The sequence below is a fragment of the Ruegeria pomeroyi DSS-3 genome (assembly GCF_000011965.2).
Taxonomy (GTDB): domain Bacteria; phylum Pseudomonadota; class Alphaproteobacteria; order Rhodobacterales; family Rhodobacteraceae; genus Ruegeria_B; species Ruegeria_B pomeroyi.
Genome location: NC_003911.12, coordinates 3,883,000 through 3,898,997, shown reverse-complemented (window position 1 = coordinate 3,898,997; position 15,998 = coordinate 3,883,000). Strand labels below are relative to the sequence as shown.

Below are 15,998 nucleotides of genomic sequence, written 5' to 3'. Positions count from 1 at the left end.
GCTGCTGGAAGGGTCAGGCGGCGCAGCTACACCTGGCCTGGCCACCCTGCCGGAGAGAACCCCCTCCTCTCCGGCAGGGACCCTCTGTCAAGATTTGACGCACTCCTGATACGGCTTTGAATTCAATCAGCTTTGTCGCGGTAAAGCTCGTTCAGCAGGTCAAGCAGCATCTCATAGCGTTCGGGCCCCATCTGCGCCTGAATACCCTCGAACACGGCCTGGCTGGCGCCCTGATTGTCGCGGATGATCTGGGTGCCGCCCGGGGTGATGCTGACGATCTGCTTGCGCCCGTCACCCGGGTCGGGCTGGCGCGCGATCAGCTGCTTCTCTTCCAGCTTCTGCAGAATCCGGGTCAGGCTGGGCAGCAGCAGGCAGGCGCCTTCGGCGATTCGGGTCGGGTCTTGCGGCCCCTCCTCCTCGAGCACCCGCAGGACCCGCCATTGCTGCTCGGTGATTCCCACATCCATCAGAATACCGCGCACCGGGCGCATAACCCGTTCGCGCGCGCGCAGGAGCGCGATGGGCAAGGATCTGGACGTGTTGGGCAAATCGGAACTCATAGGCCAATTTCGCCGAAATCGCCCCTTCCCGCAACGTCGGATTGTCCGCATCCTGTTTTGGAGTTCGAGTTTGACAAATCCAGATTAATTTCACATGTTAATAATAAATCGAGAAACCGGTCTCGCTCGACAGTCAGGAGAACCCGATGCCCGTCCCCGCGCCCAATCTCTACCCGCCCTTCAACATCGTGCGGCTCAGCCATGTGGAGTACCGGGTAAGGGATCTTGCGGCCAGTCGTGCCTTCTATGTCGATATCCTTGGCCTTCAGGTCACCCATGAAGAATCCGGGCGACTCTATCTGCGCGCGATGGAAGAGCGCGGCCATCACTGCATCGTCCTGGTTGAGGCCGATACGGCGGATGTAGGTGTGCTGGGCTTCAAACTTTATGACGAACCGGATCTGGAGCGGGCCGAAAGATTTTTCGCCGAAAAATCTTTGCCCACCGCCTGGGTCGAGCGGCCCCATATGGGCCGCACGCTGCGCACCCGCGATCCCTGGGGCATTCCGCTGGAATTCTATGTGCGGATGGACCGGCTGCCGCCGATCCACCAGAAATACCGGCTTTATAACGGCGTGAAGCCGCTCAGGATCGACCATTTCAACATGTTCTCGGCGGATGTGGATGCCAGCGTCGCCTTTTACGGCGAGATGGGGTTTCGTGTCACCGAATATACCGAAGATGACGAAAGCGGCCGCCTCTGGGCCGCCTGGATGCACCGCAAGGGCGGTGTGCATGATGTCGCCTTTACCAACGGGCTGGGTCCCCGCCTGCATCACACCGCCTTCTGGGTCCCCACTCCGCTCAACATCATCGACCTGCTCGATCTGATGAGCACCAGCGGTTATGTCGCCAATATCGAGCGCGGGCCGGGGCGGCACGGGATATCGAACGCCTTTTTCCTGTATGTCCGCGACCCCGACGGGCACCGGATCGAGATCTATTGTTCGGACTATCAGACGGTCGACCCGGATCTCGAACCGATCCGCTGGTCGCTGACCGACCCGCAGCGCCAGACCCTGTGGGGGGCACCCGCCCCGAAAAGCTGGTTCGAAGAGGGATCAACCTTTGAAAGTGCCGAACCGGTGCCAAGCCAACTCAAGGCGCAACCAATCATTGCCCCTTGAGGGCAGGCGAGGACATGACAGATGAAATGGGATGAATTCGCCGATTGGGGCCGACGGGTCGCCGACTGGACGCAGGACTATCACCTGACCGTGGGCGAACGACCGGTGCGCGCCCGGACCGAGCCGGGCGCGATCCTGAACGCCTTGCCCGCAACACCGCCCGAGACGCCCGAAGCGATGGAGGATATCTTTCGCGATTTCGAGGATATCGTGATGCCCGGCATCACCCATTGGCAGCATCCGCGCTTCTTTGCCTATTTCAACTCCAACGCATCGGCGCCCTCGGTGCTGGCCGAGTTCCTGGCCTCGGCCATCGCGCCGCAATGCATGTTGTGGCAGACCTCTCCCGCCGCGACCGAGATGGAAACGCGGATGATGGACTGGCTGCGCCAGGCGCTGGACCTGCCCGAAGGCTTCGCGGGCGTGATCCAGGACAGCGCCTCGTCGGCGACGCTGGCGGCGGTGCTGACGCTCAGGGAAAAGGCGCTGAACTGGCAGGGGAACCGGCAGGGCCTGTTCGGTCAGAAACCGCTGCGGATCTATTGCTCGTCCGAGGTTCATACCTCGGTCGATCGCGCCATCTGGGTCGCCGGGATCGGCCAGGACAATCTGGTTCGGATACCGATCAAGGGCGACTGGCGCGGCATGGACCCCGACGCGCTGGAGGCCGCGATCAAGGCCGATCTGGCGGCTGGGCGGCATCCGGCGGGCCTGATCCTGTGTGTGGGTGGCACCGGCACCGGTGCCACCGATCCGGTGGACCGCTGTCTGGACGTGGCCGAGAAATACGGCCTTTATACTCATGTGGACGCGGCCTGGGCCGGGTCGGCGATGATCTGCCCCGAGTTCCGCCATTACTGGTCCGGCATCGCGCGCGCCGACAGTATCGTGTTCAACCCGCATAAATGGCTGGGGGTACAGTTCGACTGTTCGGCGCATTTCCTGAAAAACCCCGACGATCTGGTGCGCACGCTGGCGATCCAGCCAGAGTATCTCAAGACCCACGGACGCGATGGGATCATCAACTATTCGGAATGGTCGGTGCCGCTGGGCCGCCGGTTCCGGGCGCTGAAACTGTGGTTCCTGATGCGCAGCTATGGGATGGAGGGGCTGCGCCAGAGGTTGCGCAACCATATCGCCTGGTCGGGCGCATTGCATGACCGGCTTACCGCCGAACCGGATTTCGAGATGGTGACGCCGCCGATGTGGTCGCTCTGGACCTTTCGCTATCGGCGCGATGGGGCCGACCTGGACGCGTTGAACCTTCGGCTGGTCAACGCCATCAACGATGACGGGCGTATCTATCTGACCCAGACCCGCGTCGATGGTGCGCTGGTGATCCGGTTTCAGGCCGGCCAATTCGAAACCACCGAGGAGGACGTGGGCATGGCCTTTGACGTGATCACCGAAATCGCCCGCGCACTGCCCTGAGTGCTGGACAGAGCCCGCGCGCTGACGCAGGCTCGCCGCCAGGACCCGACCAGAGGAGACCCCCATGCCCGCGCCCAAGAACCCGTTCAAGCAGGCCCTCGCCGAAGGCAGGCGCCAGATCGGTTGCTGGATGAGTTTTGCCGAACCAATTGTCGCCGAGGTAATGGGGACCTGCGGGTTCGACTGGCTGGTGGTGGATGGCGAACATGCGCCCAATGACATCCGCTCGATCCGCGACCAGCTGACCGCTTTGGCAGCCAGCCCGTCGCATCCGGTGGTGCGGGTGCCGGTGGGTGAGGACTGGATCATCAAGCAGGCGCTGGACGCCGGCGCGCAAACCGTGCTGGTGCCGATCGTGGAAAGCGCGGATCAGGCCCGCCAGCTGGTGCGCGCCTGCCGCTATCCACCGACCGGTGTGCGTGGTGTCGGCGCCACCGCCGCCCGGGCCAGCCGGTTCGGCAGCGTCAGCGAGTATATCCAGACCGCCGATCAGGAAATCTGTCTGTTGGTGCAGGTCGAGAACCGCGCCGGCATGGCGGCGCTGGACGAGATCCTGACGGTCGAGGGCGTGGACGGCGTGTTCATCGGCCCGGCCGATCTGAGCACCGACATGGGTTTCCAGGGTAACAGCGCCGCCCCAGAGGTGCGCGCCGTCGTCGCAGATGCGATGGCCCGCATCCGCGCCGCAGGCAAGGCGCCGGGCATCCTGGGCACCAATGAAGAGGCGACCCAGGCCTATCTGGAGATGGGCGCCCAGTTTCTGGCGGTGGGTCTGGATGTCATGCTGCTGGCGCAGACCGCACGCTCCTTGTCGGCGCGCTGGAAAACCGCCTGATATCTGCTCTGGCCTTTCCTGTGCGCCGCACTGCCGGATGCCTCCGGCGGGAGTATTTCGGACCAGAAAGAAGCAACGGCGATGCGATGTTCAGAGAGGGTCGCGCAGCCAGTCCTTGGCAAGGATGACCTGTTCAACCCCGGCCAGGCGGCGGATGCGGTCCAGTTCGGCCTCCAGCCGCCGGGTACGGGCGGGCGACCAGCGCAGCCCGCGTTCGGGCCAGAGCGCGCGCACCCGAAGCTCTCCACAATCACGATGCGCCTTCATGTCGATGCGCCCGATCAGCCTGTCGCCTTCGAGCAGCGGGAAAACATAATAGCCATAGACCCGTTTGGGTTCGGGCACGAAGACCTCGATCCGGTAGTGAAAACCAAAGAGCCGCTCGGCGCGTTTGCGGTCGCGCAGCGCCGGGTCGAACGGGCTGAGCACGCGGATACGGCCCGGCGCGGGTGGCACGGCGATGGCTTGGTCCAATACATCGGGCCGCGCGAGCACCTTGCGCAGGCTGCCATCGGCACAGGTGATCTCGATGGTTTCGACCTCGCCCCGCGCTTCGGCCCCAGCCGCCCAGTTGCGGGTTTCGGCCGGGCTGGAGCTGTCCCAGAAAGCGGCCAGCTCGCCCGTGGTGGCAAAACCCAGCCGGTCAAGGGCGGCGTTACACAGCCAATCCACCGTTGCCTCGGGATCATGGTCCAGCGCACCGGGGCGCAGATGGTCTTCGATCACCCGCTCGGTCAGATCATAGCGTTTCTGAAACCCGTCGCGCCCGATCACCGTCAGCGCGCCCGAGCGCCACAGATACTCCAGCGCGGTCTTGGAGGGATGCCAGTCCCACCAGCCGCCCGAGGTCTTTTCCTCGTCCTTGCCGACATCGGAGGAACCGACCGGCCCGTGATCGCGGATATGGTCGAGCACGGCGGCGAATTTGCCCTCGAACCCGTCGCGGCGCCAGTTCTTCCACCTTGCGCGCAGCATCTCTGCATCGCGCTGAAACCGCATATGCCAATGCGGGTAGAAGGCCATCGGGATGACGGCGGCGTCATGGGTCCAATGTTCGAACAATGCCCGGTCCTGCTCGTACAGCCGCTTCAGATCGGGCGGGCGATAGGAGGGGCGGCGCGAGAACAGGATCAGGTCATGCGCCCGCGCCACGGTGTTGATACTGTCAAGCTGCACAAAGCCGAGCCGGGTGATCAACTCGAGCAGAGCGACCCCGCGTGCCGGTCCGCTGGGCTGTTCCGCCAACCCGTGCCGGTCCAGGAACAGCGCCCGCGCCGCGCGGTTGTCGAGCCGTTGCAGCGCCACGTGTTCAGCGCCGTTTCAGCGTGTCGCCATAGCTGATCTTGGGCTCCAGCGTGATGCGCGTCTCGATCTCGGCCTCGGGGTCTTCGAGCCGTTTGGCGATGATCTCGGCCGCCTTGCGCCCGATCTCCAGCCGGCAGGCATCCATCGTGGCCAGTTTGCGCGGCAGGCCTTGGAGAAGCTCTACATTGTTGAAGCCGGCAAGTCCGATCTGGCCGGGAATGTCGATCCCCTGTTCCAGCAGATAGAGCAGACCACCCGCAGCGATCATGTCGTTGGAGTAATAGAGGAAATCGAGGTCTGGCGAGCGTTCCAGCATGGCTTGCGTCATCTCGCGCCCCTTGGCCAGCGCCGAGCCGCCGGAGTAGAACTCGCGATCCTCGATCTCGACCCCGTTCTTGCCCAGCACCTCGGTGAATCCTTCGAACCGTTTGCGGGCGCGATAGTCGAGCGGCATCTTGGTGCCCATAAAACCGATCCGGCGATAGCCTGCCTTCAGGATCGCCTGCGCCATCTCGCGCCCGGCGCGGCGGTGCGAAATCCCCACCATCGCATCCACCGGCTTGCCGTCGCTGTCCATGATCTCGACCACCGGGATCCCGGCGGCATCCAGCATGGCGCGCGCCGCCTCGGAATGCTCAAGCCCCGCGATGATCACGCCCGAGGGGCGCCACGAGAGCATCTCGTACAGCACCTTCTCCTCTTTCTCGGGGAGATAGTCGGTGACGCCGACCACCGGTTGCAACTCGGTATCTTCGAGCACCTGATTGATGCCGGTCAGCACCTCGGGGAACACCATGTTCGACAGCGACGGGATGATCACCGCCACGAGGTTGACCCGGTTCGAGGCCAGTGCGCCGGCGATCTTGTTGGGGACATAACCCAACTCCTTGGCCGCGGCGAGAACCCGGGCGCGGGTTGCGTCGGACACATCCCCGCGATTTCGCAACACCCGGCTGACGGTCATCTCGGAAACCCCCGAAGCTTCGGAGACATCGCGAAGGGTGAGCGGACGTTTGGTATCTGCTGTCAAGGGGGCACCTGCTTCAAGGGGTTTTGCAGCGATGCTAGCGCGAACGGCAGGCAAGGTTCAACTGCTAGCGATAGGCCGATGACAAGCCCGTCAAAGCCCGGTAGAGAGGGGTCGGAGGCCCCGTGGCTCAATTGGATAGAGCAGCCCCCTCCTAAGGGGCAGGTTGCAGGTTCGAATCCTGCCGGGGTCACCAAAACCACCTGAAAAAATATGGCTTATCTGCAAGGGTTTTGCCGAAGCTTGCAGAAACGCCCGTTTCGTTTCCGCCAAACTATCCGAAAACGACCGAAATCTCGTACAAAACCTGTACAAAATTCGCACGTCCGTGCGGTTTTTTGGGCGTTCTCATGAGCTGGCGGGTGGAGAAGGATACCGCATTCATCGCTGGACGGGCAGACACCCCATCAGGCATATCTCAACCCGTCCTCACCAATCCCGGTCGACATAACCGAGCGGGAAATCCACTTACGAACTGGCTCGATACTGTTCAGACCAACCGAACGACCTCTGAGAGACACAGTTGCGAACGCACCTCAATGTGTTTGCAGATTGCTGTTCAGACCGTTTTTGCATCCGCTTCTGTAGCGACGGTCATGAGGATGCAGTTGGTCGATAGGCCAGATAGTTTTCCTGGATAGCGATTTGGTCGGCGATGAACTTGGCGTCATGCCAAACGCCCCAGATAAACGACGATCCGCGGCGCGATTGCCAGGGCAAGCCGACGAAGTAGAGCCCCGGCACGGCAGAGATTCCGCGCTGATGGATCGGGCTGCCCCGGTCGTCCAGCGTATCTGCTTCCAGCCAGTCATAATCGAACTGGAACCCGGTCGCCCAGATAACTGTGCCGATGTTGTTTTCGCTTAGGTCCAGCGCTCGGACCGGGTTTGAAACACAGTCCGGATCGTCTGGTATCACCCATGCCTCAGGCTCTGGCGGCAAGTCGATGCCGGTGCGTTTGATATAGGCGTCTGCTGCCTCAAGCAGGGACAGCATGTTCGCGTCCCCTGCATCAAGATTCGTTTTCAGGTCATTCGCGATGTGCAGAACACCGTCTTCATATCCTGACGACATCCCCAACAGGGTAATGCCGCGTTCGGCAAGGAGCCGGAAATCCACGGTTTTCCCACCATGCGCCCCGCTGACGGCTATGGTCACATGTTCGGTGCCGGGTGCGGGTGTATCCATATTCCAGATACCCAGAACGCCCAGCCACCAGACATTGTCACGCCCGCGATAGCGGCGAGGGGGGCGGTCGTGGGGGCCGATCGAAAAGAAAACCTTGCGCCCGGCATCGTGCAACTCTGCAGCGATTTGCGACCCTGATGAGCCCCCACCGATGACCAGAACGGCGCCGTCGGGCAAAGCATCGGGATTGCGATAAGCAGTCGAATGCATCTGCGTGAGGTCAGAGGTCTCGGGGATGATTGGTGGGATCGCCGGTTTCTGAAACGGTCCCGTGGCACAGATAAGATTGCGCGCGTCGAAAGTGCCTTGGGACGTCTCAACCAGAAAGCCTGCGCGGTCGGCATGGGGGCGAGCGCGCTCGACCGTGACACCGGTGCGCACGGGCGCGTCAATCATTTTGGCATAGTCTTCAAAATACCGGGCGACGCACTCCTTGTCCGCGAAGACATCGCCATCGCAGGAAAACGCCATGCCGGGAAAGCGATCATGCCAGGCTGGCCCGTTTGCGACAAGCGAATCCCACCGCTCGCTTCTCCAGCGTTCGGCGATACGGCCCCGTTCCAGCACGACATGATCAATGCCTAGGGCGCGCAGATGTTCACTGGTGGCGATGCCCGCCTGGCCTGCCCCTATAACTACGGTGTCGAACTTTTCCATCGCGTCACCTTTTCTTGTGCCCAAATCCGGGGGACCGCGTGGATTGCAATCGACCCCATTCGCTGAGCAACATTGATTTTGCTTTATCTTATGTCGATTAGATTTAATCTAACTGTTGGTAAGGTAGACATACGGTTTGTTTCCAGCAACAGCCGCCTCAATATGAAAATGCGGTTGCCGAACGCGACTCGGCTCTGGAGGTTTGTTCATGCCCAAAGACCATATTGATCCCATCGCCGCCCTGCGCGAGAACACGTCGGTCCCCTTTGAACGCGCGCGGGCGATGCCCACCGAGGTTTACACCGAACAGAGCTTTGTCGACGCGGAACTGGAGTATATCTTTCGCAAGGATTGGTATTGTGTCGGCCGTGCCGATGCGCTGTCGGCTCCGGGAGATTATGTGGCGTGCGAATTGGCAGGCCAGCCCATCGTGGTGCTTCGCGACCGCGACGGCGATTTGCGTGCAATGAGCAACGTCTGCCTTCACCGTATGTCGACCCTCTTGCATGGGCGTGGCAACGCCAAAACGATTGTCTGTCCCTATCATGCCTGGACCTACAACCTTGATGGCAAGCTGCGCGGCGCGCCTGCGATGACCAAGAATGAGGGCTTTTGCAAAGACCAATATGCGCTGCCGCAGGTCCGGTGCGAAGAATGGCTGGGGTGGGTGTTTGTCTGTCTTGATCCGGAGGCCACCCCGGTGGCCGCACAGCTGGCCGAAGTGGCGGCGAAGATCGAAGGCTATGACATGGCAAACTATTCGGAGGCGTTCTACGAAGAACATGTCTGGGACACCAACTGGAAGGTGCTGGCCGAGAATTTTATGGAAAGTTACCATTTGCCGGTGTGTCACGCCGGAACGATCGGGGGTCTGTCCAGGCTTGAAGACATGATCTGTCCGCCGGGGCATGCGGCTTTCAACTATCATACGATCCTAAAGGATGAATCCCTGCGGATCGCCATGGCGCATCCCAGCAATGACCGGCTGGAAGGCGACGCAAGGCGTACGACCTATCTGCTGGCGCTCTACCCAAGCTTGATGATCACGCTGACACCGGGATACTTTTGGTATCTGTCCCTGCATCCCAAGGGGCCAGGTCAGGTGCACATTCGTTTCGGCGGCGGTATGTCGAACGATTTTGCAGCTGATCCGGATGCGCAGGATAACTTTACCGCGCTCAAGACACTTCTGGATGAGGTGAATGTCGAGGATCGCGGCTGCACTGAAAAAGTCTATCGTGGCCTATGTTCAGAAGTGGCGACACCCGGCCATCTGAGCCACCTGGAACGCCCGAACTACGACTTTGCAAAGTATCTTATGGCCCGAATCGACGCAGGGAGCTCGTCTTAGCATGGCCCACACCCGTATCCGCACATTCAATACCGCCGATACTTACCCTGAGCAGGCGCTTGATAATGACCTATGCCAAGTTGTTGTCACGCGCGGCGGACGCACTGTCTGGATGCGCGGGCAGTGCCCACAGAATCTGGATGATGCGAAGAACATCGACAGTCACGACCCGGCCGAGCAGACCCACAAGGTGATGCAGAACATCAAGCAATTGATCGAGGAAGCAGGGGGAGAGATGGCGCATCTGGTCAAGGTCGTCGTCTACATCACCGATGTGCGCCACCGCGAGGCGGTGTATCGCACCATGGGCGAATATATCAAAGGCGTACACCCAGTCTCGACCGGGCTGGTTGTGCAGGCCCTCGCGCGGCCCGAATGGCTGGTGGAAATCGACGCCACCGCCGTGATCCCGGATTAGGCCGATGACGTTCTCACTCGTGGCGCGCTGCGCCAAGACCGGCATGTTCGGCATGGCAATCTCCTCTTCCTCTCCGGCCGTTGCGGCCCGCTGCGCTTTTGCGCGAGCCGGTGTGGGGGCTGTCGCCAGTCAGAATGTCACTGACCCCAGCCTAGGGCCAAAGACGCTGGACCTGATGGAACGGGGCGCCTCTGCTGAGGCGGCGGTGCGCCAGATTGCAGGCGAAGCTACGCATATCGCATACCGGCAACTTCTGGCGATTGATGGTCAGGGGACCACCGCCATACACTCTGGCCAGAACGTGCTGGGCAACTGGAACGAGGCGCAGGGTAAAGATGTTGCATCAGGTGGCAATCTGCTGGCCCATGATGGGGTGCCTGCAGCCATTGTTCTTGCATTCGAAACCTCCGAGGGCCATCTGGGCGACCGGCTGATCGCCGCCATGCGCGCAGGGCTGTCCGCCGGGGGGGAGGCCGGGCCTGTACATTCTGCTGGTATGATGCTGGTCGACAAGGTGAGCTGGCCTGTGGCTGACCTGCGCTGCGACTGGACCGAAGATTGTCCTATCGAGGCGGTCGCGACTGCCTGGGATATCTACAAACCGCAACTGAACGATTACGTGCGCCGCGCGCTCGATCCCGGTGCCGCGCCATCCTACGGCGTTCCAGGGGACGCATGATTCCATGAACAAGAGGGAGGCTGGGATGACCTATCTGCGTACGAAGCTTCAAGACCTGGCCGCCCTGCCCGTGGATCGACCGATGGGCATGCCCGGTGCGTTCTATACGTCGCAGGAGCAATTCGAACATGAAGCGCGTACCGTTCTGCGCACCGGCTGGCATTGTCTGGGTCGGGTCGACGAAATTCCCGAACCGGGCGATTTCTTTACTGCCCAGCTTCTGAATGAGCCGTTGCTGGTGGTACGCGGCGATGATCAGAGCGTGCGCGTCATGGCAAATGTGTGCCGCCACCGAGGCATGCCCTTGGCAGAGGGTCGCGGCAACACCAAACGGTTTGTGTGTTCCTACCATGCTTGGGCCTACGGGCGTGACGGAGCCTTGCTGCGTGCCCCACGGATGGAGAATGCCGGTTTCGATGCCAAGTCCTGCAAGCTGCCGGAACATGCCGTCCAGCTTTGGAACGGGTTCATCTATGTGAATCTGACACCAGACGCACTACCTTTTGAGCATCCAGAGCTTGATGCGATGCTGGCACCTTACGAGACAGAAGATTTTCACCTTGTCCATGTGGCCGAGGAAGACTGGCAGACCAACTGGAAATGCTTGGTCGAGAACTTCATGGAAGGCTACCACCTGAGTGTGGTCCACCCGCAAACGCTGCATGGCTACACCCCGTCGGGGCTGTCTCGCAAACTGGTCAGCGGTGATGGTTTCACCTCATATGCCGCGAATTACCCCGACAACATCACGCCGCGTGGCGAGGGAGCACTGGGCCTGAGCGAGCCAGAGCGCAAACGCTCTTCCCTCTTCGCCAAGTTTCCAACTCAGGTGGCCAGCCAGGCCGCAAGCTTGCTGGTGTCGCTGTGCATTTTTCCGGTCAACGCAAGTCTGATCCGCGTCAAGTGGACGATGTCCGTATATCGCGATAATCTTGATCACGACACGATCCAACAACGCATTTCCCTGTGGGAAGAAGTCAATCGAGAGGATCGGGAAAAGCTCGAGCGCATGCAGGTCGCGCTGCGCTCTGCCCACGCGGTCGAAGGGCCACTTGCCGAGGATGATTTTGAAGGCACAATCCGTGACTTCCAGACCTGGCTGGCCAGTCAGGATGCCGCCGTTGAAGTGGCCTGACCGGATGCAAATCTCAGCTGCCGGCACGCGGCGCAGCACATGGGGAGTCCGTGCTTGTCGCGCCTGACCCTCCGGCAGTTGGAATACCTTGTTGCCGTCGGCGAAACAGGCAGCATTGTACGGGCTGCAGATCGGCTGAACGTCTCGTCTCCGTCAATCTCATCGGCCATCACCCAGCTTGAGGAAAAACTCGCGATTTCACTGTTCGTGCGCCAACACGCACAGGGCCTGTCGCTCACTCGAGGCGGGCAAAGGGTGTTTGAACAAGCCCGACTGGTACTGAGTGGCGCAAGGGAGATAGCAAATATTGCCGCTGATATCTCCGAGTCTACGCGCGGCCCCTTGGCAATAGGTTGCCTGCTGACTTTCGCGCAACTGGTGCTTCCACGAATGCGACGCGGTTTTGAAAGCGGTTTCCCCGATGTCAGGATCGTCCAGAAAGAGTTGAACCAGGCCGAGATATTCAATGCGTTGCAACGCTCGGAAATCGACGTTGCGCTGACCTACGACATGGATATTCCGACAGACCTGAAGTTCATCGGGCTCGTACGCTTGCATCCGTTCGCCTTGCTTCACGCAGAGCATGAACTGGCAAATAAACCGGCCATTTCCATTGAGGATCTGGCGGGTTTGCCAATGATTCTTCTCGATCTGCCCATTAGTGCTGACTATTTCCTGTCCCTGTTTGAAACCTCACAGCAAAAGCCCCGCATCGTGGAGCGGACGCGCGACATGGCCGTGATGCGCTCGATGGTGGGGAACGCGTTCGGCTATTCCATCGCCAATGTGCGCCCACAAAGCGACATGTCACCTGATGGAAGCCCGCTGGTTTATGTGCCGATTTCGGGACCAGTCCGTTCACTGCGGATGGGCCTTCTGACCACAAGTGGAGCGGAAAAGTCTCGAACCGTGAGTGCGTTCATCGACTACGCGCGGGAACAGGTGCGATCTGGCGCATTGAGAGCCATCGGAGGAGAAGCGCTGACGTGAGCCTCTCGCTAGAAGTATTGGAGCGTTTGGTCGCCTTTGAAACGGTCAGTGACCGGCCAAACCTCGACATGATCGCCTACGTCGAAGACTTTCTGCGCACCCGAGGATTCAGGGTGCATCGTATCGCAGACCCTGAAGAGGCAAAGGCAGGCCTTTTTGCTGAGATCGGGCCTTCGGTTGACGGTGGCCTTCTGTTGTCTGCGCATTCCGACGTCGTCCCTGTCGAAGGACAGAGTTGGTGCGTGCCACCCTTCAAACTGACCCGGCAGGGCGACAAGCTGTACGGGCGCGGCACGACGGATATGAAAGGCTTCTTGGCGGAAATGCTGGCTTTGGCCGATGTGGTTCATCGCCGTGATTTGCACGCGCCCCTGAAGCTTCTGATTTCTTACGACGAAGAAATCGGCTGTGTCGGGATTTCACGTATGAAAGATCGACTGCGGCCACTGTTGGGGCGCCCGGAACTGGCCATAGTGGGCGAGCCAACAGAGATGCAGGTCGCGATCAGTCACAAGGGCAAACGCTCCTATCGTGCCGACTTTCGGGGAGAGGCCGGCCATTCCGCGCTGGCCCCCCGGTTTGTCAACGCGCTTCATCTTGCAGTCGATTTCGTTACCAAGCTGCGTCAGATGCAAGACGAATTCCGACAAGATGGAAATTTCAACGGCGACTATGACGTCCCCTACACGACGCTGCATGTTGGCCAGCTCCACGGCGGCGAGGCACTAAATCTCGTGCCCGACAAAGCCACGCTATTGTTCGAGTTCAGACATCTTGCAGAAGATGATCCCGAGGTGATTGAGGCCCGCATTCAGCAGGCGGCAGACGCGGTCAAAGGCAACTATGCTGATGTGGCGCACATCTCGCTCGACGCTCTGGCGGGATATCCCGGGCTTTCGGTAGCGGTCTCCGAACCTTTGGTATCGCGCGTCCGGTCCTGGTGCGATGGAAACATAAGCCACGTTGCCTTCGGAACGGAGGCGGGCGTTCTTTCAGAGCTTGGCATCCAGACAGTCGTTTGCGGGCCGGGCTCTATGGCGGAACAAGGCCACAAACCTGATGAGTTCATTTCAGAGCACCAACTGGCTGCTTGTTCCAACATGTTGAGAAAAGGTGCTGAGGAGATGCTGTATTGCGCTTAAGGCAATTCGGTGCACCAGGGCAAAAAAGTTGTGAACTGGGCCTTGCCTGCTCTGGGCTATGTAGCCTGACCCTGTACTGAATCAGTCTAAAGCAGCATAACGCTTCACTGGTTTTCTTAGAGGTGTGGTCAACGTGTGTGGTTGGCTGCCGTGCCGTTGGCTTAAGCAGTAGAATTTTAATGAAATTTTTGAAGGTGGTTGTGGTGGCGGACCGATGGGATTCAGCATCACCAATGTTATCATTTAAAATCAACAACATAAATGAACCAAATCAAAAAATGTTGCGGGATTTGTTGCGGGAAATGTTGCGCGAATCGCTTGGGTTCGGAAACGCAAAAAACGCCCCGCCATCATAGCGGGGCGAGGTTGCACTTTGTGAGTGCTTACCTACCAAAAACCACGGCAATCAAGCCCACTCGCGTATCTTGTCACGGATCAGGTAGGCCAGACTGGCGGCCAGCACGATGGCGCCGCCGAAGGCGATGGCCTGCGCGGTTGGGTTGAGGTCACCAACCACATTGCCGAGCGCGCCGATCAGCGCCACGCCACCCCCGGCGCCAAGGGCGGTGCCGCGTGCGCCGCGATCCTCGGCGAGGGTCTCCGGGCGCAGCTTGGGCGGCGGTGAGAAGCGAGGAGCGGGTCGGAGCGGGGCGCCGTGCGGCACCCGGTCAAACCAGCGATTGCCCCATTCCCGCGCGGGGCCGATATCGACGTGAATGAAGTTGTTTCGGCGGTAGAAGCCAAAGCCGGTGAAGCCCACCGCCCGCGCGGCGGCCTCAAATTCCGCCGGGTCGTGGTTGATCATCGACACGTCGAATGCACGGGCCTTGAGGTGTTCCGAGGCAGGGGCACCACCCTCGGCGCGGTTGTGCTCGGGTGAGCGATAGGCCGAGTTGAGCATGAGAGGCGCCCCGAGCCGGTCGCGCAGCGCTTGCAGCTTGTCCATGGCTTGCGGGTCAATGCCCACCTTACCGGTGCTCCGGCAGGCGATTTCCTCGGGGGAAAAATTTGGCCAACGCCAGATATCGGCGGGCACCTTGGTCCAATGGTCGAAATAGAGCATTAGTTGTCTTTCGGTTGGTTGGTCAAAGTGGTGGCGATTGAAGTGTGTAGGTCCGCAACGGATCCCCTGTTGCAGATTGTCAGGTCAGGCATTACGCCAAGTTCTGATTGGTGAAACGCGCTGCCACCAAGGTCGGCAGCCCTGCTAGGCTCAGGACTCGTTCTCGGGTCATAACCAGAACAAAACGGTTGCGGCTAGCATGATCGCGGAGAAGAACGTTTCCGCGCACCGGTCGTATCGGGTGGCGACGCGCCTCCAATCCTTCAACCGGCCGAACATGATCTCGATCCGGTTGCGCCGTTTGTAGCGCCGCTTGTCGTATTTGACGGCCTTCTTGCGGGATTTCCGGCCGGGGATGCAAACCTTTATCCCCTTGTCTTTCAACGCTTCTCTGAACCAATCGGCGTCATAGCCCCTGTCGGCCAGCAGCCAACCCGCCTTCGGCAGACTGCCCAGAAGAGCCGCGGCGCCGGTATAATCGCTGACCTGCCCGGCGGACATGAAGAACCCGATCGGCCGCCCCTTGGCATCGGCAACGGCGTGCAGCTTGGTGTTCATACCGCCTTTGGTGCGCCCGATTTGGCGCCCGCGCCCCCCTTTTTCACGCACAGGCTCGACGCAGTGCGGTGTGCCTTGAGATAGGTCGCGTCGATCATGATCGTCTTGTGCTCGGCGCTTTCGGTGGCCAGGCCCACCATGATCCGGGCGAAGACCCCGTTGTCGCTCCAGCGTTTCCAACGGTTGTAGAGGGTCTTGGCCGGGCCGTATTCCTTCGGCGCGTCACACCAACGCAACCCATTGCGATTGATGAAGACTATGCCGCTGAGGACGCGACGATCATCGACGCGGGGCTTGCCATGGCTCTTGGGAAAGAACGGCTTCAGGCGCTCCATCTGGGCGTCGGTCAGCCAATACAGATTGCTCATCGATCAGATCTCCTTGCGGAGCCTGAATCACGCCAGAAGCCTGAAATCAATGGGTCTGGAGCCTAGCCGCAAACTACGCCGTGATGTGAAAAGGGCCGCTCCCAGAATGCACTGCCCCAAACGAAATATTTGAAATTAGCACCGATCCGAAGAATATGGATAGC

At 60.4% G+C, this 15,998-nt stretch carries 15 protein-coding genes and 1 tRNA gene; 10 read left to right on the top strand and 6 right to left on the bottom strand.

The genetic code is table 11. From position 1 onward, the window contains the following. Window positions 1–122: 122 nt before the first annotated feature. Window positions 123–560, bottom strand: a complete 438-nt coding sequence (gene hpaR, locus SPO_RS18715; RefSeq protein ID WP_044028829.1) for a homoprotocatechuate degradation operon regulator HpaR — start codon at window positions 558–560, stop codon at window positions 123–125. Between the two features lie 146 nt (window positions 561–706). Between hpaR and hpaD the strand changes: the two genes are divergently transcribed. The 3 genes from hpaD to SPO_RS18700 all read left to right on the top strand — a co-directional run bounded on the left by hpaD (window position 707) and on the right by SPO_RS18700 (window position 3,953). Beyond that, window positions 707–1,687, top strand: a complete 981-nt coding sequence (gene hpaD / locus SPO_RS18710; RefSeq protein WP_011049366.1) for a 3,4-dihydroxyphenylacetate 2,3-dioxygenase — start codon at window positions 707–709, stop codon at window positions 1,685–1,687. A 21-nt stretch (window positions 1,688–1,708) separates the two neighbouring features. Then, a complete protein-coding gene (locus SPO_RS18705) occupies window positions 1,709–3,118 on the top strand; it encodes a pyridoxal phosphate-dependent decarboxylase family protein (protein WP_011049365.1) in 1,410 nt (469 codons plus the stop codon). Between the two features lie 64 nt (window positions 3,119–3,182). Further along, window positions 3,183–3,953 (top strand): HpcH/HpaI aldolase family protein, encoded by a 771-nt coding sequence (locus tag SPO_RS18700; protein WP_011049364.1) that lies wholly within the window; start codon window positions 3,183–3,185, stop codon window positions 3,951–3,953. A 90-nt stretch (window positions 3,954–4,043) separates the two neighbouring features. On the opposite strand, the gene SPO_RS18695 is transcribed toward SPO_RS18700, so the two are convergent. Both SPO_RS18695 and SPO_RS18690 read right to left on the bottom strand, forming a co-directional pair. Continuing rightward, entirely contained in the window at window positions 4,044–5,258 is a 1,215-nt protein-coding gene (locus SPO_RS18695; protein WP_011049363.1) for a winged helix-turn-helix domain-containing protein, read from the bottom strand. 4 nt (window positions 5,259–5,262) lie between these two features. After that, window positions 5,263–6,288 (bottom strand): LacI family DNA-binding transcriptional regulator, encoded by a 1,026-nt coding sequence (locus tag SPO_RS18690; protein WP_011049362.1) that lies wholly within the window; start codon window positions 6,286–6,288, stop codon window positions 5,263–5,265. Between the two features lie 116 nt (window positions 6,289–6,404). Here SPO_RS18690 and SPO_RS18685 point away from each other — a divergent pair. Beyond that, window positions 6,405–6,481: transfer RNA gene (locus tag SPO_RS18685), tRNA-Arg, on the top strand. A 398-nt stretch (window positions 6,482–6,879) separates the two neighbouring features. Here SPO_RS18685 and SPO_RS18680 read toward each other — a convergent pair. Further along, window positions 6,880–8,130: a flavin-containing monooxygenase gene (locus tag SPO_RS18680; protein ID WP_044028827.1), complete on the bottom strand. Its 1,251-nt coding sequence runs from the start codon at window positions 8,128–8,130 to the stop codon at window positions 6,880–6,882. Between the two features lie 208 nt (window positions 8,131–8,338). Between SPO_RS18680 and SPO_RS18675 the strand changes: the two genes are divergently transcribed. From SPO_RS18675 to argE, 6 genes are read left to right on the top strand one after another with little or no spacing between them, the layout of a single operon-like run. Then, complete coding sequence (locus SPO_RS18675; RefSeq protein WP_011049360.1) at window positions 8,339–9,481, top strand: aromatic ring-hydroxylating oxygenase subunit alpha; 1,143 nt, start codon at window positions 8,339–8,341, stop codon at window positions 9,479–9,481. A 1-nt stretch (window position 9,482) separates the two neighbouring features. Continuing rightward, entirely contained in the window at window positions 9,483–9,899 is a 417-nt protein-coding gene (locus SPO_RS18670) for a RidA family protein (protein ID WP_011049359.1), read from the top strand. Window positions 9,900–9,903: 4 nt separating this feature from the next. After that, window positions 9,904–10,578 carry a DUF1028 domain-containing protein gene (locus SPO_RS18665; RefSeq protein WP_011049358.1) on the top strand — a complete coding sequence of 225 codons (675 nt, stop codon included), beginning with the start codon at window positions 9,904–9,906 and terminating at the stop codon, window positions 10,576–10,578. Between the two features lie 25 nt (window positions 10,579–10,603). Further along, a complete protein-coding gene (locus tag SPO_RS18660) occupies window positions 10,604–11,713 on the top strand; it encodes an aromatic ring-hydroxylating oxygenase subunit alpha (protein WP_011049357.1) in 1,110 nt (369 codons plus the stop codon). 54 nt (window positions 11,714–11,767) lie between these two features. Continuing rightward, window positions 11,768–12,703, top strand: a complete 936-nt coding sequence (locus SPO_RS18655) for a LysR family transcriptional regulator (protein WP_011049356.1) — start codon at window positions 11,768–11,770, stop codon at window positions 12,701–12,703. Further along, window positions 12,700–13,845, top strand: coding sequence for an acetylornithine deacetylase (gene argE, locus SPO_RS18650; RefSeq protein ID WP_011049355.1), 1,146 nt, complete (start codon window positions 12,700–12,702; stop codon window positions 13,843–13,845). Before SPO_RS18655 ends, argE begins: the two co-directional genes overlap by 4 nt. 406 nt (window positions 13,846–14,251) lie before the next feature. Here argE and SPO_RS18645 read toward each other — a convergent pair whose 3' ends face one another. Next, a complete protein-coding gene (locus SPO_RS18645; RefSeq protein ID WP_011049354.1) occupies window positions 14,252–14,908 on the bottom strand; it encodes a D-Ala-D-Ala carboxypeptidase family metallohydrolase in 657 nt (218 codons plus the stop codon). A gap of 168 nt (window positions 14,909–15,076) precedes the next feature. Further along, window positions 15,077–15,834 (bottom strand): IS5-like element ISSpo7 family transposase gene (locus SPO_RS22630; RefSeq protein ID WP_144084034.1). Its coding sequence is split into 2 segments (ribosomal slippage): window positions 15,077–15,510 and window positions 15,510–15,834, totalling 759 coding nucleotides; the frame shifts between segments, so codons are not numbered across the junction. Between the last annotated feature and the right edge of the window lie 164 nt (window positions 15,835–15,998).